The organism is Bacillus cereus group sp. BfR-BA-01356, from assembly GCF_022663635.1.
Lineage (GTDB): Bacteria > Bacillota > Bacilli > Bacillales > Bacillaceae_G > Bacillus_A > Bacillus_A cereus.
The window spans coordinates 1-17,806 of the sequence record NZ_JAKUFX010000011.1 but is presented as its reverse complement, the minus strand read 5'-3'; the positions used below and the strand labels follow the sequence as shown (position 1 = coordinate 17,806).

The following is a 17,806-nucleotide window of genomic DNA, read 5'->3' as shown; positions in this document are numbered from 1 at the left end:
TTCAATTTAAACGCTCAATGCGCTTCGCCCCGTATTGGTAAACGAAACCGATACTAAATAATATGCTTACGATAAGTAAAATTCCTGTCATCATGAAATCTTTCGTTGCTAGTGCACATATAACTGTAAAGATTACGCTTCCGATGATTAGAATCGCGTTTAATAAAGCAAGAAAATCTTTCTTCTTCTCTTCTCCCCCTACTGGATACAAATCAAGCCAAATTTTCATGCGATGATGTTTCCATAAAGTTAATAGCTGATAACCGATTAAGTATAGGAAGATAAGGCTTACGATAAATCGTCCATATAAAAATGGAATGAAGTAAAGAATTACTCCGCCAAGAGCGAGCAGACGCACATATAATCCAAAATAATTACCAGATCTTAAAAATGTTCTCGTATATAAGTATAAATATGTACGCTTTTCGCCTATCATCGACAGAATGAAATCTAGCCATTTTCTGCGGGCTACTCTTTCTTTTAATGCTGGTACATCAACGAACATGTTCGCAATGCGGTACAGTAGCATCATCTTCTTACCTTCTTCGGAAATTAAATACTCCCAGTTTAGTGGCTTTCCTTTGACCATTTGATGCATGATAGCAAGGTATAACACCATGAGAAGGACGATTCCACCAATGAAAAGAACTGAAGTACGTTCTACAAGGAAATATACAAATAAACCGTTTAGGATAAAACGAATAAACCAATCAGCCCTTTGTATATTTTGATCTGTTAAAAATGACTTTTCCCACGCTACAAATAAATTCCACGCTTTTACAATGACAAATGCGAGTACGATCCATATGTAGCCAGCTCCTGTTTGCTTCATTTGTTGGAAGTATAACGGAGCAAGCGCGGCTGCTACGATTGCGATTATGTATAACTGAATCATAAATGTAAAAAGAAATGCCTTTGTGAAGTAAGGTTTTAACTTTTCTTCAACTGGCAGTAAGTAAACGAGATCCGCTTCTTTTAATAATGTTTGAATGGATCCAGCCGTTAACACGAGTCCAATTAATACTGCCATTACGAGCGCAGTTGGAAACGAAGTTGTTAACGTTTGTAACCATTGCTGGTAATAATACGCTCCCGCACCGATGATGAACACGAAAATAAATTTCAAATGATCATTAAATACGTATTTACTATATGTACGAACTTCTTTTAGAAAGTGACGAAATCGTTCTTTCCATAACGCTGTGCTATTCATAATCTTCTTCCTTTGTTAGCGCGATGTAAATATCATCTAACGTTGCACCTGGCATATTAAACTGTGATTGCAGTTCAGATAGCGTTCCCTTCGCTCTTACTTCACCTTGATGCAAAATAATGAACGAATCACAATAACGCTCTGCCGTCGCTAAAATATGTGTGCTCATTAAAATACCGGCACCACTCTTTTTCATTTGGTCCATCATTTGAAGAAGGGATTGAATCGCTAACGGATCTAATCCAACGAAAGGTTCATCTACTATGTAAAGAGATGGCTCCACTAAAAATGCGCTCATAATCATTACTTTTTGTTTCATCCCTTTTGAGAAATGAGATGGAAACCATTTTAAACGATTTTTCATACGAAACTCTTGTAGTAGTTGTCCTACACGTTCTTCATATTGTTTTTCATCCACGCCGTACGCCATAGCTGTTAATTTCAAATGCTCTTCTAACGTTAATTCATCATATAATACCGGCGTTTCCGGAATAAATGAAAAGCTAGAACGGTACGCTGTCATATCATCACGAATTGTTTTCCCATTAATTGTGACAGTTCCTTTTTTCGGTTCCATTAAACCGATAATATGTTTAATCGTCGTACTTTTACCAGCTCCATTTAAACCGATTAAGCCGACAAGTTCGCCTTTATTAACAGAGAACGAAACGTCTTTTAATACAGGTCGTTTCGTATATCCTCCTGTAACATTTTCCACACGCAATAACTCGCTCATACGACACCACTTTCTTCATTAGTATTCATTCTATATTCATCTTACCAAAAATTATGCTGTACTACATAGTATCCATGTACTCAAAAAAAATTTTTAAATTTATTAGCATATAATTTCCCGAAAGCGGACATCATAATTATTGAAGAAGGAACACATTGAAAAAGCAACCACCAATTGATGAGTACAACAACATAGTGAAGTCATCATGAAATGGGGTGTCCAAGTTGGACAATGAAATTTACACATAACCAGATCATTTGTTTCATTTTCGAAACGGGGTGTCTCTGAAAGAGCATATACTGTTTTAAAAAATAAACAATTTCATTTTAAAAAAGATTGCAATTCATTTCACTTGAAAATGGGGTGTCTGCGGCAGAAACTTTAGCCGATTTACCGTGCATTTCTTAAATAAATGAGGTGTCTGCGAAACGTAAATTACGATAATGCTTTTTCAATCCCTCTTCAGAAAACAGGAAGCTGAGTCAGCTTCCTGTTTTTCGTGTTTGTTCTCTTATGTAATTATGGTAAAATACGGCTAAGGATATTTGAAAGGATGAGATCAATGAATCATACAGCAGACAATTGTATTTTTTGTAAAATCATTGACGGGCAAATCCCTTGCTCAAAAGTATACGAAGATGAACATGTGCTTGCATTTTTAGATATTAGTCAAGTAACAAAAGGACATACTCTTGTTATTCCGAAAGTTCACAAACAAGACATTTTTGCGTTAACGCCAGAAATCGCATCACACATTTTTTCTGTCGTTCCAAAAATCGCAAATGCGATTAAAGCAGAGTTTAATCCAGTTGGCTTTAACCTACTTAACAATAACGGTGAAAAAGCTGGACAAACTGTGTTCCACTTCCACCTTCATTTAATTCCACGCTACGGTGAAAAAGATGGTTTCGGTGCTGTTTGGAAATCACACCAAAATGAATACACTATGGAAAATTTACAAAACATCGCAAGTACAATTGCAAATAGTGTGAAATAATGACACTATAAGAAGGCGTAATACATAACAAGCCACTTCCCTGAAGTCATCAAATTCCGCATGGCTTGTTTCTTTACTTAAAATGCTCAGGGATGATTGTTTGTGCATAGCACATATAAGAAAGATATGCATATTTTCCCATCATGAATACGAACAAAAAATAAGGAGGTCTCCTTTTATGTCAAAAGCTAAATCCTTTATTACAGGTGTTATTTGCGGCGGAGCAGTTGCTGGACTAGCTGTTCTTTTCTCAACTCCTTCTTCTGGTAAAGACATGCGCGGCAAGTTAAAAGAAAAAGGAAATGATATTAAAAAGACTTTAGCTGATATTACAGCTGATACGAAATTATTAAAACGTCAAATCGTTGAAACTGCTTCAGAAGGTAAAGAAGTGTTCCAAGAATTAAAAGACGATATGCACGATACACTTTCTAACTGGAAGCAAGATATTTCTCAAAACAAGCGCCATATTGAGAAAGAAATTTTGGACATCCAAAAGTCAATTGAGAAACTACAAGAAGCTGTTCCAGAAAAAGCGTAAACAAATTCCTGCTTAGTTTTTTGCATATAACAAATATTTTTTATATAAATTGACCTTGACACGGCATGTCATATAGATATGCCGTGTTTTTATGCATTTACAATATATGTTATCACTTAACATGTAAGGACAACGTATGTATTCACGACTCATAAAACGCTTCCATAGTTATGCATGATTTGTATAGAATGTCATTTTTCCGAAAAATTTTCACAATTCTCACAAAAAGACTTTATTAATTTTTATTTTACTGGCATAATAGATAGTAATGAAAAAAGAATGTTAAAGTGGGTGAGTAAATGAAAAGTGGAGAAAAAGATTACTCGGTAAAAGAAGCGATGATTTTCAGCCAACGCATTGCTCAATTATCGAAAGCGTTATGGAAATGTGTAGAGAAAGATTGGCAGCAGTGGATTAAACCTTACGATTTAAATATTAATGAACATCATATTTTAACAATCGCTTATCATTTAAAAGGGGCTTCTATTTCTGAGATTGCTAAGTTTGGAGTTATGCACGTATCAACGGCGTTTAACTTCTCTAAAAAGCTAGAAGAACGTGGCTATCTTGTATTCTCAAAAAAGGAAGATGATAAACGAAATACGTACATTGAAATTACAGACAAAGGGGAAGAATTACTACTTCGCTTAATGGAGGAGTATGATCCTGAAAATAATTCAGTGTTTAATGGGGCTCTTGCACTTCGTAATTTTTATGGGAAGTTCCCAGAAAATATCGAACTGATTGCAATCCTGCGTAATATTTACGGACAAGACTTTATCGATATTTTTGAGAAATCATTAGAAGATATTGAAGAGAACTTTACAGAATCCGATCAAAAGTTAGTCAAGAAATAATCTATTTATTTTTTCGCAATCATGCTTAAGAATTCATTCATAAGCGGCTTAAATAAACCTTGTTTTGCTAGCGCTTCCGCAGTTTCGTGTACTTCGAGCTGATGTGGAAGCGCTTTTTCAAATTGATCTAACAGCGCATCGAACAAAAGAAGCCCTTCTGCTTTCTCCACTACATATTGCTCGTTCAGTTTTTCACAAAGATTTAGTATACGTTCAATATCTTTTTTACGAGCTTTTTTCTTTATGATCAAAGAATAAAATGGACACTTCTCTTCATCAATCATTTTAAATAGTAGGTCTACATAGTATTCAGCTTGTTCTAATCTTCTAACAACGTCCATTTTCTCCCTCACTTTCTAACACAAAGTCTTCTATTTCTGAATTTTGTAACACGAACAAAATATCGTGTGATACAATATATGTATATGTATTTTAGCCAAAAGGAGGTCTCGCCTCATGACACTTATAACAGTTGTTTTTGTCGCATTTGCACTTCTTGTTATATTTTACACGAATTTCATGACACATACACTGTGTGAACGAAAACAAATAGCTGCGAGCCGCCAGCCCGGTGTCTTTCGGGTTATTAATGTATGTATAACAATTTTATTAATTTCTAGTTATATAGAAATTATATTTCATGGAAAGTGAGGAAGGAAAGCCCCTTCCTCACTTTTTTCCTCTATAAGCAAATTATACCTACAATAACCAATAAAATAAACAGTACAAGTAATAAAATAAGTTGAGAATTCATCCCCATCCCCTCCTCTATTCTGTATATGCGGCATACGCCCAATATGGCACACTTTCAAAATCTGACACGTGCTGGTTAATTTTTCTTTATCAATATGAAAACGGTTCGAAATATGATATATTAAATTTTGTACATATTGCCTATACTATAGAACAAAACATTCATCAAAACTTTATCCTCAGCCTCGGTAAGCCCTGTTAAGCGCGCTTTACCAATATAAAAAAGCAAAAGTATCAGTGAGACTTAATCGGGCTCTTATGAATCAAAATTCATTGGTGTAGGATAAATTAAAAATACATAATAGTAGGAGTGTTTATCGAATGAAGAAAGCTATGCTTGCCTTAGCCGCAACAAGTGTAATCGCATTATCAGCATGTGGAACATCATCATCAGACAAAATTGTTACATCTAAAGCTGGTGACATTACAAAAGAAGAATTTTACAATCAAATGAAGACACAAGCTGGTAAACAAGTACTAAACAACATGGTTATGGAAAAAGTACTTATTAAAAACTACAAAGTTGAAGACAAAGATGTAGACAAAAAGTTCGATGAAATGAAAAAACAATACGGTGATCAATTCGATACACTATTAAAACAACAAGGTATTAAAGAAGAAACTATAAAAACTGGTGTGCGTGCTCAATTAGCTCAAGAAAAAGCTATCGAGAAAACAATCACTGATAAAGAACTAAAAGAAAACTACAAGCCTGAAATTAAAGCAAGCCACATTCTTGTAAAAGATGAAGCTACTGCGAAAAAGGTAAAAGAAGAACTTGGACAAGGTAAATCTTTCGAAGAGTTAGCGAAACAATACTCTGAAGATACTGGTTCAAAAGAAAAAGGCGGAGACCTTGGCTACTTTACTGCTGGTAAAATGGTTAAAGAATTCGAAGATGCTGCTTACAAGCTGAAAAAAGATGAAGTAAGCGAACCTGTGAAATCACAATTCGGTTACCACATCATTAAAGTAACAGACATTAAAGAACAAAAACCATTTGATGAAGTAAAAGGCGACATCAAAAAAGATCTAGTTCAGAAGAAAGCACAAGATGCTGCATTCATGAACGATCTTATGATGAAAGAAATCAAAAAAGCTGACGTAAAAGTTGACGATAAAGATTTAAAAGATCTTTTCGAAGAGAAAAAAGCTGACGATAAAAAAGAAGAAAAGAAATAATGAAGTAAAAAAAGCTTGGGCTTCGGCCCGAGCTTTTTTATGTATCCTCTTCGTTAATGAAAGTTTATTTTTTCATTCGTTTAACTAAAACCATCTTTTATGCATTTCACTTAAAAACATTTCTGTAATTTTAAATCCAGAATTTTCTCCTATAATAGAGTCAATCCCGCAATGCGGACAAACTGCTGTGTTATCATCATCCCACCACTCTGTAATTTTTTCTGGATGGAAAATTTCTAAACAATAGAAACAACCACATATAACATCCTTTTCTAAGTACTTTCTATTACGAGAACAAAAACGATGTGCTTCCTCAAAATATTTTTGCATCAGTATCCCCCTATTCCTGATTTTCTTCTTTGCTTTACTTACATTCTCCTCAATAAAATTGCGATTCTTCCTTAAAGAAAAACACAAAAAAAACCTTGATCCACGCCACGCAGAACCAAGGTTTATCTTATTATCATTGATTAAATTCAAAAACTATGTTAAATTAGTACAGAAACACGTTTTCTAAAATGAAAGGAACGTATTTATCCGTATTTTAATTGTACACCAAAACACATCTTCAGTCAACCTCTATTTTTCACTTTTAAAGGAGTGCTTACCGTATGAACAAAAAACTTGATTTAGAGCAAAAAAGATTGGATACCGTAATCGAGACAATTACGGAGCAAATTGTTAAACTGGAAAACGAAACTGGCAGACGCCGGGCAGAAGTAATCAATATTCGTAAACACTTTTGGGATGATGTGAAAGTGAACACGGATACTTTTGATGATTATCTTGAAACAGTTATCAACTTAAGACAACAAGCTCAGTCACTAGCTGTCACACAAATTACCCATAAGCATACCTTTAATCGACTTGCCGCATTAAGACGCATGCATAAAGCACCTTATTTTGGACGAATTGATTTCAAAGAAGAAGGAGAATCTGCTGCGGATCAAATTTATATCGGTGTTGCTACACTTACGGATGCTAGCGGAGAAAACTTTCTTATATATGACTGGCGCGCACCTATTTCGAGTGTATACTACGATTATCCACCAGGACCAGCTGAGTACAGTACACCAGGAGGCGTAATCCACGGTAATGTGGAGAAAAAATTACAATACATTATTCAAAATGGCGAGATTGATTCTATGTTCGATACGAGCCTTACAATTGGCGATGAAATCTTGCAACAAGCGCTCGGAAAAGGTACGAACAAACATATGCAAAGTATCGTCGCTACAATTCAGCGTGAACAAAATGAAATTATTCGTCACGATGAAGGCCGACTCCTTATCGTGCAAGGAGCTGCTGGTAGTGGTAAAACGTCAGCTGCCCTGCAGCGAATCGCCTACTTACTATATAAATATCGCGAATGGCTAAAAGCGGATCAAATTATTCTCTTCTCCCCTAACTCTATGTTCAATAGCTACGTTTCTAACGTACTACCTGAACTCGGTGAAGAAAATATGCAGCAAGTGACATTCCAAGAATATTTAAATCATAGACTGAGTAAGTCATTTGACGTTGAAGACCCTTATGAGCAATTAGAATATATGCTAACTGAAACAAATAGCCCTACCTATAAAACGAGAAATGCTAGCATCCGATTTAAAGCATCTACTCAATTTTTCGAGATGATTAGAGCTTACAGACAATCTCTTGAATCTTCAGGCATGCTATTTAGAGGAATGAAATTTAGAGGGAAACTAATTGCCTCAGCTAAAGAAATCACAGAGCAATTTTATAATACTGACTCCTCTCTCCGCTTCCATAGCCGAATTGAGAAGTTAACGGATTGGCTAAATAAGCAAATAGATGCACTTGAAAAAGCAGAACTGAAAAAGCCTTGGGTAGAAGAAGAAATCGAACTACTTAGTAAAGATGAATATCAAAAGGCTTATAAATATTTACAGAAAAAAGGCGAGTTTGACGATAACTCCTTTAACGATTTTGAGAAAGAGGCGAAAGTACTTGGACGTATGATTGTCCGTAAAAAATTGAAGCCTCTTCGTAAAGGCGTTCAAACATTGCGCTTTATCAATTTTACAGGTATATATGAACAGCTTTTCACAGATGCATCATGGGTTACTGGAGAAAAACCGAAAGAGTGGGATGATATTTGCTCATTAACAGTAAATATGCTTGATGAAGGAAAGCTATATTACGAGGATGCGACTCCATTTTTACTTTTAAAAGAATTAATTGAAGGCTTCCAAACGAACAGATCGATTAAACACGTACTCGTAGACGAAGCACAGGATTACTCGCCGTTTCAGTTCGAGTTTTTAAAACGTCTCTTCCCTGCTGCAAGAATGACGGTACTCGGGGACTTTAACCAAGCGATATTTGCCCATGCGAGTGAAACAGTGAATTTCAATACACTTACTAGCTTATACGGACCAGATGAAACGAACGGTATTAACTTAACTCGTAGCTACCGCTCAACAAAACCGATCATTGAATTTACACGTGCTCTCGTACCAGAAGGCAACAACATTCATGCATTTGAACGTGACGGCGCGAAACCTACAGTGACGAAAGTAGCTAATCACAACGAACTGCACGAACATATTACTGCAAAAGTTGCTGAACTACAAACAGAGCAGCACAATACGATCGCAATCATCTGTAAATCCGCAGCTGAAAGCGCCGCTGCCTACGAAGCACTTAATCATATCGAGAATATTAAACTTGTGAAAAGTAACTCAGCCGAGTATGAGCAAGGCATTGTCGTGATCCCCGCTTACTTAGCGAAAGGTATCGAATTTGATGCTGTTATTATTTACGATGCTTCTAAAGATGTGTACAGCGATGAGAGCGTTCGTAGATTGTTCTACACTGCCTGTACGCGCGCAATGCATGAATTGCACCTTTATAGCGTTGGCGAGGTTAGTCCTTTTGTGCTTGGGGCTGATTCGGAGAGTTTTGAGCTTATAACGAAAACACCTTGATAATCATCAAGGTGTTTTTCTCATTCTAAAAGGAATATCTTTACGTCGATAGACACTTAACACAATTCCCATTATAAATGCATGAAACAGAGTTGGTATCAATCCGTAGCTAATAAAAGGTAATGATATAGAAACACGTGGTAATATCCCGAGGGTCATGCCAACGTTACAAATAAAATGGATTACAAAAAGAGTCACTCCGCCAACGAGAAGCAATTTACCATAACCATCATTTATTTTATAAGCTATGTTCATTATTCTTACTGCAAAAAGAGAAAGAATCACGACAAGAACTAGCGCAAGTACATATCCATAATAGTAAGTCAAACTTGCAAATACAAAATCAGTATGGGCAGCACGGATAGACTTTATATTTTCATATGTACCAAACCAACCTGCTGAAGACATCGCCTCTTTTAAACGTAAATACCATAGATCATGCTCTGGGTTTAACATTCCTAAAACTCTGGCCATACGGTATTCTTTTACAGCAGACCAGGAAAGTAGATCCCTAATAATCAATGGTACAATAGGTAAAATCGTAATGAGCCATGCCGTTTTCTTTCCTAACTTACTCCACCAAAGCATAACAAATACCATCGTAATGTAGATGAAAATGGGTAAAAGAATTGATATAGTTGAAAATAAATATAAAGAAAATACGTACAACATGAGAAGATGTATAAACTTTAACCTACTATTATTGAAAAACGAAGCCCAAGCTAAAAAGAAGAATGGTATCGTCATTAAACAGTCAATTTTGATGGGGCCAATTTTTATTATCGCTTCCCCAATCACGTAACCAGTCGGAAAACATTTTATAGTTAACAAGATAAGTATTCCAATTGTATAAAACAGCCACCCGAGTCTTTCTAGCTTCCGGTAATCAAGCAGCATCATCCCAACAGCTGTTGCAATGCCGAGAATTACAAAAATTACTTTGTTCATTAGTAAATCGTTCGTATGCCCAAGAGCGATTATTGGTAAAAACCCTAACCCCATAGCAGCTACTAATAAAATAAGTAAGAACCAATCCACCTTTGGCTTATGAAGTTTGTTAAGTTCCCGGCCAAGTTTAATCGGACTCCCCATTTGTTCAACAGCCTTATCTTCAGCAACTTCCTCACTTAATCCTTTATCCATCCACATATTCTTCGCCTGTTTCAAGTGAAAATTTAGTTCAGCTGCTACTAAGTCCTTCGCTTCTTTTGATTTAATATGGTTCGTAACTTCTTTTAAAAAACGCTCCCCTTTTTTGTTCAATTTTTTCTCACTCCTGTACTAAGCCTTTTAATATAAATCGTGCCTTCGTAGCATTCTTCTCTGCCTTTCGCAGCATCTTGTTTCCTTTATCATTTAATTGATAATATTTAGCTCCTGCGTGATCCCAGCTAGATTGGATAAAGCGATTCCGTTCTAAACGATGTAATAAAGTGTATAGAGACCCTTCATCACCTTCGAATTTTTGAATCCCTCTCCCTCTTAGCAACTGCATCAATTCATAACCTGTTTTTTCATTCATAAGAAGTTGTAACACTGCTAAAAGGATATCTTCTTCCTTTTCGGACGATTGCTTAATTTGTTCGCGCACCTGCTTCTGGTGTTGATCAGAAAAACTCAAATGTTTAAACGTTGTGTTCTCCATTGATTTTCGCAAGCCTTTTAATCGATCTTCCATTTGATTATTCCTCCAATCCTTCCTTCAAAAGTTCCTTCGCTTTTTTCAGTCTCGTTTTTATCGTATTTTCCTTTACGTCTATTACCATAGCAATCTCTTTAATTGATAATTCTTCATAATAAAATAGATAAATGACTTCTCGATATTTTATCGGTAAACTCATTACCGCAGAAGCAAGCCTACTATCCTCTGCATTTTGAATAACAGTTTGTTCGACACTTTCTTTTTGACTCTCCATATACGTAAAGTCACCCTCTGTAACGATAACTTTTTTGTTATACCAACTTTTTATATAGTCCTTACATTGATTGATCGCAATTCTCCATAACCACGTTTTCACATTCGATTTCCCTTTATATGTATGAAGAGATTTATAGCATTTCACAAATATATCTTGCGTTACATCCTCCGCAACCTCTTTATTATTCACATACGAATACACAAGCTGCAGGACTTCTTGTCCATACTTGTTCATTATTTCGTCGATAAGGTCCTCCTTATCTTCTATTTCAAACGCTTCTATCGTTAATTCATCCACATCATTTCCTCCTTCCCATATATTAGACGACGCACTGTATGGAAAAGTTTTATAAATACATAAAAAAATACGGATGGTAATGTCCATACCGTTTTTTTATGAATATTTATTTACTTCTTGTCCCCTGACACTAATGTTCTGCTTAAAAACAGGAATTTTCATCCATATATCTTGTTCCCTATTTTAAAACATAATACAATGAATACGTAACTTAATAAGCTATAACTAGTAGGTGTGGCAATCATCTCTTCCATTTTGAAAAAAGGGGGAGGTGATAATATAATCGCGATGTTTGTAATTAAATTAGTGTATGGTATCCTAACCGGAGCTGGCGTTGTCATCGGTAGAAGATACGTCGGTCCGTGGCTAATTTCTGTATACAAAAAAGCGAGAACCACCCTGCTTCGTGGAAAAGGTAAGGGCGGTTCTCGGCTAAAACGTTAATGTAATTGTCTTATAACCGCACCTACTACCACCACAATAGCAAGCTAGGTTACACAAGGCAGAAGTTTCTCAGGCTTCTGTCTTTTTTATTTTATGCAAAATTCACACTAAATACTCTATCATCATTGTAACACATTTTATTTATTTTTAGTCAAGAGAAAAAACCACCTAAAGGCTCCCCCTTCAGGTGGTTCTCTATCTTACGCTAACGCAGCTGCCTGTTCTTGTTGTTCTAGACTTTTTCTAGTTCAGCTGTGCCGCTCTCATCATTTATAGCACCAATAAAGACGGATTATGTACCCGCTTCATAACAGGATGAATAAACAAGGAACAACACCTATTACGAATATAAAAAATCCCCTCACTACATAGCACCTATGTTTTCAGCAATACTCTATTACCATCAAACTAAATTTGTATAATTTAAACTACAGAATAGCAAGTTAATTTTCAAATATGTTCTTGCGCATTATCCTAAATTTATTATCTATTTGTATCATGCTTATAAATAAAAGATATCCTACCGACGCACCGAGCATATTTATAGCAATCCGCCACACATCAAAAACATCAGACAAAGTTAGTAAATGTAATATCTCCCAAACAAGAAAGGTCATAACATACCACTTACGAGCTTTCTTATAATTAGTCACTTTATTAATGAGCACTGGAACGAAAAATCCGAATGGAACTACTAATATTATATGTTGTAAAACGCTTAACCAATAAGTTGAGTTTCCCCAAGGACCTGGATGTGCAATAAAATCTTTAACTTGCCAAAGTGTTATTCCAAAAAGTTGTAATAACGTTTCTAAATCAGATATATGTAAAAATTGCTGCCAAAATTCAATGGGATGATAGACAGTCCCACCTGTCAAACTGCGAACAGAGTCAAATGTAGAAGTTGAAATAAACGTTCCTAAAAAGACAATAAAACAAATGATTATATAAGGAATACATAAAATTTTTGATAATACCTTTAATGGCCTAGGAACTTCGTATACCGATTTATTAATCTCTACGCCAATAACTTTTGATTCTCCAAAACTTTGAATCGCTTTATAAATCGCTTCTTTTTCATTCATACCTTGTTCCATATATTCTTCTTTCAAACTGTTCAAGTGATCATACATTTCTAGAAATAACTCATCCTGTTCAATATCACTAAGTTCTGAATAGGCTAAAATAGACTTAATATACTCGTCAAATTCACTCATAAATAACTCCTTTCTGACAAGCTTGAATTAATGCTGTTACACTCTCCCAAGAATTCACTTTCTTCTGCAATTCTTTTTTCCCTTTATCTGTAATAGTATAGAATTTCCTTTTCATCCCATTCTCAGATTCATTCCAATAAGATTCAAGAAACTCCTTTTTCTCTAATCTCTTTAAAGCAGGATACAAAGTTCCCTGCCCCATACTATACAAATCTTCACTTGCATCCTTTAAACTTTGAGCTATTTCATATCCATATGTATCACGTTTTGCAATGATAGAAAGTAATAAAATATCTATACTTCCCTTCAAGATTTCTTTGTCCAACAATACCACCACCTTATATACATCGTATAACAACATATGTCGTTATGTAATATAGTTAGAAGAATATTCCATAAAAAAACCACCTAAAGGCTCCCCTTCAGGTGGTTTTCTATTTTACGCTAAAGCAGCCGCCTGTTCTTGTTGATCGACAGGAATTACAGCGTCTGTTAGTGCTTTTTCTAGTTCAGCTGTGTATTTCATTTGTTCTTCTTTGCTCCAGCCTAGTTTCGCAGCCATGTAGTTGATTACTGCTTCTTTCCACTCGTATACCCAGTGGATGTTGAAGAATACAGCGCCTCTGCGGCGTACGAAGAAGTCGACTGGTTTTGCTGTCATTTCGTAATCCATTGCGTATACAAGCGGGATTAGAACGTCTAGCGGCATGTTATATTCTTTCGCTTCGTCTTTATGTTTTTTCGCTAAGTCGAATAGTACATCAACGTTAGAGCCGTAGAATTTTGCGAATTCTTCTGCTTGTGCTGTCGTTAAACCATATTTCGTACCTTCGCCAGCTTTTTTCGCAACGAATGCTGGGAATCCGTGTGAACCATCTACATGTCCACCAGAGATTGGCATATGTTTCGTTGTACTCTTCGGATATGCACTATGGCCTTCTTTTTGTAGTAAGTTCGTTACGTAGTCTACTACCATTTCAGCCATTTTGCGGTATCCAGTTAATTTACCACCTGCGATTGTAATTAAACCAGATTCAGAAGTCCAAATTTCATCTTTACGAGAAATTTCAGATGCACTCTTACCTTCTTCATAAATTAACGGACGAACACCAGCCCAGCTTGATTCGATGTCTTTTTCCGTAATTTTTACGCTTGGGAACATATAGTTAATCGCATTAATGATGTATGTGCGATCTTCTGTTGTCATTTGTGGTACAGCTGCATCTTTATCATAGAACGTATCTGTTGTACCTACGTATGTTTTTCCGCCGCGAGGAATCGCGAACACCATACGTTTATCTGGTGTATCGAAGTAAATCGCTTGACCTAATGGGAAACGTTTTTGATCAATTACTAAGTGAACACCTTTTGATAACTGAAGTACTTTTCCTTTTTTCGAGTTATCTTTTTCACGAAGTGTATCTACCCAAGGACCAGCTGCGTTTACAATTTTCTTACCGTAAACTTCGTATACTTCACCGTCTAGTAAATCGATTACACGTACACCGCATACTTTTCCATCTTTATATAAGAAACTGTCTACTTTTGCGTAGTTAACAGCTTTTGCGCCGTGCTCAATTGCTTCTTTCATTACTTCAATTGTAAGACGCGCATCGTCTGTACGATATTCTACGTAGTAACCGCCGCCTTTTAATCCTTCTTTTTTTACAAGAGGCTCTTTGTTTAGCGTTTCTTCACGGTTAAACATCTTTCTGCGCTCGCTTCGTTTTACACCTGCTAAGAAGTCGTATACACGAAGACCAATTGATGTACTAAATGATCCGAACGTACCGCCTGTATGGAACGGAAGTAACATCCACTCTGGTGTTGTTACATGGGGACCGTTCTCATATACGATCGCACGCTCTTTACCCACCTCTGCTACCATTTTCACTTCAAGTTGTTTTAAATAACGTAGACCACCGTGTACAAGCTTCGTTGAACGACTTGATGTACCTGCTGCAAAGTCCTGCATTTCAAACACAATTGTTGATAACCCGCGTGTTGCTCCATCTAATGCAATACCAGAACCAGTAATACCTCCACCAATTACGATCACATCTAACTCTTGTTTATTTACTCCGTTTAATACGTCTTTACGTTGTTTACTTGAAAATTTCATGGTAATTCCTCCCTTTGATAACGAAAAAAGAGACCACAAACTCCGCTATAGATTTCGCCTCTATAGCGCGTTGTGGTCTCTCCAAATCTCCTACCGAATTATTAACTTGTCACCATTATAACACTGTTTATGATTATTTGAAAGCTTTTGTTGCTTCAATTGCTTTTTTCCATCCAGCATATAGCTCTTCGCTTGTTTTCGCTTCCATCGTTGGCTCAAAGCGTTTGTCCATATGCCACTGTTCTTTAATTTCATCTTGGTTTTTCCAATATCCAACCGCAAGACCAGCTAAGTATGCTGCACCTAAAGCTGTTGTTTCATTGATCACCGGACGCTCTACAGGAACATCTAAAATATCACTTTGGAACTTCATTAAGAAGTTATTTTTAACTGCTCCGCCATCAACGCGTAATGTTTTCAGTTCAATACCTGAATCTGCTTCCATTGCGCATAATACATCTTTCGTTTGGTAAGCTAAAGATTCTAGCGTTGCACGAATGAAGTGCTCTTTCGTCGTACCGCGTGTTACACCAAACATAGCGCCGCGTACTTCACTATCCCAATAAGGTGTTCCTAGTCCAACGAATGCTGGTACAACGTATACACCGTCAGTTGATTCAACGCGATTTGCGTACACTTCACTCTCACTTGCATCTTTAAACATGCGCATTCCGTCACGTAACCATTGAATTGCAGAACCTGCTACGAAAATACTTCCTTCTAATGCGTAGTTTACTTTACCATCTATTCCCCATGCAATTGTTGTTAATAGGCCGTGCTCAGAAGCTACTGCTTTTTCACCAGTGTTCATTAACATGAAACAACCAGTTCCGTAAGTATTTTTCGCCATACCTTCACCGAAACAAGCTTGTCCAAATAATGCTGCTTGTTGGTCACCAGCTACACCTGCAATCGGTACATTTTGGCCGAAGAAGTGATAATCAATTGTTTCTCCGTAAATTTCAGATGATGGACGCACTTCTGGAAGCATGCTCTTTGGTACTGTTAACATTTCTAGAAGCTCATCATCCCACTGTAAGTCGTGAATGTTAAACATTAACGTACGTGATGCGTTTGAGTAATCTGTTACGTGTGCTTTACCACCAGATAGTTTCCATACAAGCCACGAATCAATTGTTCCGAATAATAGATCGCCGTTTTCTGCTTTCTCTCTTGCACCTTCAACGTTATCTAAAATCCATTTTACTTTCGTACCAGAGAAGTATGCATCAATTAAAAGACCTGTTTTTTCGCGAACCATTTCGCTATAACCTTTTTCTTTTAACTCATCACAAATTTCAGCTGTTTGGCGAGATTGCCATACGATTGCGTTGTAAATTGGTTTACTAGTTGTTTTATCCCATACAACCGTTGTTTCACGTTGGTTCGTAATACCGATACCAGCGATTTGTTCTGGTTTTACATCCGCTTCGCTTAAGCAAGTTGCGATAACTGCTAAAATAGATCCCCAAATTTCTTGTGCATTATGCTCTACCCAGCCCGGCTTTGGAAAATGTTGTGTAAACTCTTTTTGAGCTGAATGAACAATTTCACCTTTTTTATTGAAAAGAATTGCGCGTGAGCTTGTTGTTCCTTGGTCTAATGAAAGAATATATTTTTTCATATCGGTTTCCCCCTTATGCTACTTTTCTACTATTTGTATTGCTTCCGCTTTTTTTACTTGTCATATAAGAGATTGCTAGTACAATCACAGTTGCGATAATCACATAAATAAGTGCTGAATTTTGTTTTCCCTCAAATACAACTTGATGGAATAAACCTGCAAGTGATCCACCTAAAATTGGACCAACTACTGGAATCCATGCATACTTCCAGTTTGAACCGCCTTTTCCTGCAATCGGAAGGAAGAAGTGTGCGATACGCGGACCTAAATCACGAGCCGGGTTAATTGCGTATCCTGTTGTTCCACCTAATGATAAACCAATACTTACGATTAAGAAACCTACGATAAATGGATTTAATCCATCTGCAAATTTATTTGCACCAATTGCTAATATACCAAATACTAAAACGAATGTTCCAATCATTTCACTTAAAAGGTTTGCAAATGTGTTCGGAATTGCTGGACCTGTTGCAAATACACCTAACTTTGTTCCTGGATCTTCTGTTTCTTTCCAGTGTGGTAAGTAATGTAGATATACGATAACTGCCCCGATAATTGCCCCAATCATTTGTGCTACGATATAACCTGGTACGTCACTCCATGGGAACGCTCCCTTAAATGCTAATCCTATCGTTAAAGCTGGATTCAAATGTGCCCCACTAATTGATCCAACCGCATACGCTGCAACCGCTACTGCTAAGCCCCAGCCCATTGTAATAACAATCCAACCTGAATCTTTCGCAAACGATTTCTTTAAACTTACACCTGCACAAACGCCGCCACCAAGTACGATTAACAACGCAGTCCCTATTAACTCTCCTAAAAATGCTGACATAGTATCCCTCCCATGCCCATCAACTTAAGAGTGAGCACAACCTGAGCTTTCGACTCATCGGATCAAAACATTCCTAAAATAAAAGCATACTCTTAAAAATAAGCATCTCAAATAAACCCTA

General features: G+C 36.5%; 19 protein-coding genes. 7 read left to right on the top strand and 12 right to left on the bottom strand.

Annotation, left to right across the window (positions count from 1 at the left end; all coding sequences use genetic code 11):
- Position 1: 1 nt before the first annotated feature.
- Entirely contained in the window at positions 2 to 1,213 is a 1,212-nt protein-coding gene (ecsB, locus tag MR168_RS06470) for an ABC transporter permease EcsB (protein ID WP_086412761.1), read from the bottom strand.
- The gene (gene ecsA / locus MR168_RS06465; RefSeq protein ID WP_001292603.1) at positions 1,206 to 1,949 is read right to left on the bottom strand and encodes an ABC transporter ATP-binding protein EcsA; all 744 of its coding nucleotides are present in this window, start codon (positions 1,947 to 1,949) and stop codon (positions 1,206 to 1,208) included. Before ecsA ends, ecsB begins: the two co-directional genes overlap by 8 nt.
- A 562-nt stretch (positions 1,950 to 2,511) precedes the next feature.
- Between ecsA and MR168_RS06460 the strand changes: the two genes are divergently transcribed.
- From MR168_RS06460 to MR168_RS06450, 3 genes are all read left to right on the top strand, one after another.
- Positions 2,512 to 2,946, top strand: coding sequence for an HIT family protein (locus MR168_RS06460; RefSeq protein ID WP_001016835.1), 435 nt, complete (start codon positions 2,512 to 2,514; stop codon positions 2,944 to 2,946).
- A 178-nt stretch (positions 2,947 to 3,124) separates the two neighbouring features.
- On the top strand, positions 3,125 to 3,487 hold the full coding sequence (locus MR168_RS06455) for a YtxH domain-containing protein (protein WP_000030300.1): 363 nt from the start codon (positions 3,125 to 3,127) through the stop codon (positions 3,485 to 3,487).
- A gap of 299 nt (positions 3,488 to 3,786) precedes the next feature.
- Positions 3,787 to 4,344, top strand: a complete 558-nt coding sequence (locus MR168_RS06450; RefSeq protein ID WP_000834924.1) for an HTH-type transcriptional regulator Hpr — start codon at positions 3,787 to 3,789, stop codon at positions 4,342 to 4,344.
- A 5-nt stretch (positions 4,345 to 4,349) separates the two neighbouring features.
- Here the strand turns inward: MR168_RS06450 and MR168_RS06445 are convergent, their stop codons facing one another.
- On the bottom strand, positions 4,350 to 4,685 hold the full coding sequence (locus tag MR168_RS06445; RefSeq protein WP_000383655.1) for a DUF1878 family protein: 336 nt from the start codon (positions 4,683 to 4,685) through the stop codon (positions 4,350 to 4,352).
- A 115-nt stretch (positions 4,686 to 4,800) separates the two neighbouring features.
- Between MR168_RS06445 and MR168_RS06440 the strand changes: the two genes are divergently transcribed.
- Both MR168_RS06440 and prsA read left to right on the top strand, forming a co-directional pair.
- On the top strand, positions 4,801 to 4,995 hold the full coding sequence (locus MR168_RS06440) for a hypothetical protein (protein ID WP_000172690.1): 195 nt from the start codon (positions 4,801 to 4,803) through the stop codon (positions 4,993 to 4,995).
- 423 nt (positions 4,996 to 5,418) lie between these two features.
- A complete protein-coding gene (prsA, locus tag MR168_RS06435) occupies positions 5,419 to 6,279 on the top strand; it encodes a peptidylprolyl isomerase PrsA (protein WP_000710076.1) in 861 nt (286 codons plus the stop codon).
- Between the two features lie 84 nt (positions 6,280 to 6,363).
- Here the strand turns inward: prsA and MR168_RS06430 are convergent, their stop codons facing one another.
- Complete coding sequence (locus MR168_RS06430; RefSeq protein WP_001174909.1) at positions 6,364 to 6,609, bottom strand: hypothetical protein; 246 nt, start codon at positions 6,607 to 6,609, stop codon at positions 6,364 to 6,366.
- Between the two features lie 281 nt (positions 6,610 to 6,890).
- Here MR168_RS06430 and helD point away from each other — a divergent pair, with 281 nt between their 5' ends.
- A complete protein-coding gene (gene helD / locus MR168_RS06425; protein WP_086412760.1) occupies positions 6,891 to 9,227 on the top strand; it encodes an RNA polymerase recycling motor HelD in 2,337 nt (778 codons plus the stop codon).
- Between the two features lie 6 nt (positions 9,228 to 9,233).
- Here helD and MR168_RS06420 read toward each other — a convergent pair whose 3' ends face one another.
- Genes MR168_RS06420 through MR168_RS06410 form a run of 3 tightly spaced genes read right to left on the bottom strand, consistent with a single transcriptional unit; the run spans position 9,234 to position 11,443 of the window.
- Positions 9,234 to 10,490: an FtsW/RodA/SpoVE family cell cycle protein gene (locus MR168_RS06420; RefSeq protein ID WP_086412759.1), complete on the bottom strand. Its 1,257-nt coding sequence runs from the start codon at positions 10,488 to 10,490 to the stop codon at positions 9,234 to 9,236.
- A gap of 7 nt (positions 10,491 to 10,497) precedes the next feature.
- On the bottom strand, positions 10,498 to 10,905 hold the full coding sequence (locus tag MR168_RS06415; protein WP_086412758.1) for a PadR family transcriptional regulator: 408 nt from the start codon (positions 10,903 to 10,905) through the stop codon (positions 10,498 to 10,500).
- Positions 10,906 to 10,909: 4 nt separating this feature from the next.
- Entirely contained in the window at positions 10,910 to 11,443 is a 534-nt protein-coding gene (locus MR168_RS06410) for a sigma-70 family RNA polymerase sigma factor (protein WP_000344004.1), read from the bottom strand.
- A 255-nt stretch (positions 11,444 to 11,698) separates the two neighbouring features.
- Here MR168_RS06410 and MR168_RS06405 point away from each other — a divergent pair, with 255 nt between their 5' ends.
- Positions 11,699 to 11,887 carry a hypothetical protein gene (locus MR168_RS06405; protein ID WP_063246215.1) on the top strand — a complete coding sequence of 63 codons (189 nt, stop codon included), beginning with the start codon at positions 11,699 to 11,701 and terminating at the stop codon, positions 11,885 to 11,887.
- A gap of 443 nt (positions 11,888 to 12,330) precedes the next feature.
- Here MR168_RS06405 and MR168_RS06400 read toward each other — a convergent pair whose 3' ends face one another.
- The 5 genes from MR168_RS06400 to glpF form a co-directional block, all read right to left on the bottom strand.
- Positions 12,331 to 13,104, bottom strand: a complete 774-nt coding sequence (locus MR168_RS06400) for a VanZ family protein (RefSeq protein WP_025687727.1) — start codon at positions 13,102 to 13,104, stop codon at positions 12,331 to 12,333.
- Positions 13,097 to 13,429, bottom strand: a complete 333-nt coding sequence (locus tag MR168_RS06395; protein WP_000356630.1) for a PadR family transcriptional regulator — start codon at positions 13,427 to 13,429, stop codon at positions 13,097 to 13,099. Before MR168_RS06395 ends, MR168_RS06400 begins: the two co-directional genes overlap by 8 nt.
- Before the next feature lie 114 nt (positions 13,430 to 13,543).
- On the bottom strand, positions 13,544 to 15,226 hold the full coding sequence (gene glpD, locus MR168_RS06390) for an aerobic glycerol-3-phosphate dehydrogenase (RefSeq protein WP_016122054.1): 1,683 nt from the start codon (positions 15,224 to 15,226) through the stop codon (positions 13,544 to 13,546).
- Between the two features lie 133 nt (positions 15,227 to 15,359).
- Positions 15,360 to 16,850, bottom strand: a complete 1,491-nt coding sequence (gene glpK, locus MR168_RS06385) for a glycerol kinase GlpK (protein ID WP_000760009.1) — start codon at positions 16,848 to 16,850, stop codon at positions 15,360 to 15,362.
- A 13-nt stretch (positions 16,851 to 16,863) separates the two neighbouring features.
- A complete protein-coding gene (gene glpF / locus MR168_RS06380; RefSeq protein WP_001272200.1) occupies positions 16,864 to 17,685 on the bottom strand; it encodes a glycerol uptake facilitator protein GlpF in 822 nt (273 codons plus the stop codon).
- Positions 17,686 to 17,806 lie beyond the last annotated feature (121 nt).

Bases quoted from the DNA above. Each gene is read 5' to 3' on its own strand.
- ecsA (WP_001292603.1), bottom strand. From the start codon at position 1,949: ATGAGCGAGTTATTGCGTGTGGAAAATGTTACAGGAGGATATACGAAA.
- ecsB (WP_086412761.1), bottom strand. From the start codon at position 1,213: ATGAATAGCACAGCGTTATGGAAAGAACGATTTCGTCACTTTCTAAAA.
- MR168_RS06400 (WP_025687727.1), bottom strand. From the start codon at position 13,104: ATGAGTGAATTTGACGAGTATATTAAGTCTATTTTAGCCTATTCAGAA.
- glpF (WP_001272200.1), bottom strand. From the start codon at position 17,685: ATGTCAGCATTTTTAGGAGAGTTAATAGGGACTGCGTTGTTAATCGTA.
- MR168_RS06440 (WP_000172690.1), top strand. From the start codon at position 4,801: ATGACACTTATAACAGTTGTTTTTGTCGCATTTGCACTTCTTGTTATA.
- glpK (WP_000760009.1), bottom strand. From the start codon at position 16,850: ATGAAAAAATATATTCTTTCATTAGACCAAGGAACAACAAGCTCACGC.
- MR168_RS06455 (WP_000030300.1), top strand. From the start codon at position 3,125: ATGTCAAAAGCTAAATCCTTTATTACAGGTGTTATTTGCGGCGGAGCA.
- glpD (WP_016122054.1), bottom strand. From the start codon at position 15,226: ATGAAATTTTCAAGTAAACAACGTAAAGACGTATTAAACGGAGTAAAT.
- prsA (WP_000710076.1), top strand. From the start codon at position 5,419: ATGAAGAAAGCTATGCTTGCCTTAGCCGCAACAAGTGTAATCGCATTA.
- MR168_RS06450 (WP_000834924.1), top strand. From the start codon at position 3,787: ATGAAAAGTGGAGAAAAAGATTACTCGGTAAAAGAAGCGATGATTTTC.
- helD (WP_086412760.1), top strand. From the start codon at position 6,891: ATGAACAAAAAACTTGATTTAGAGCAAAAAAGATTGGATACCGTAATC.
- MR168_RS06415 (WP_086412758.1), bottom strand. From the start codon at position 10,905: ATGGAAGATCGATTAAAAGGCTTGCGAAAATCAATGGAGAACACAACG.
- MR168_RS06460 (WP_001016835.1), top strand. From the start codon at position 2,512: ATGAATCATACAGCAGACAATTGTATTTTTTGTAAAATCATTGACGGG.
- MR168_RS06445 (WP_000383655.1), bottom strand. From the start codon at position 4,685: ATGGACGTTGTTAGAAGATTAGAACAAGCTGAATACTATGTAGACCTA.
- MR168_RS06430 (WP_001174909.1), bottom strand. From the start codon at position 6,609: ATGCAAAAATATTTTGAGGAAGCACATCGTTTTTGTTCTCGTAATAGA.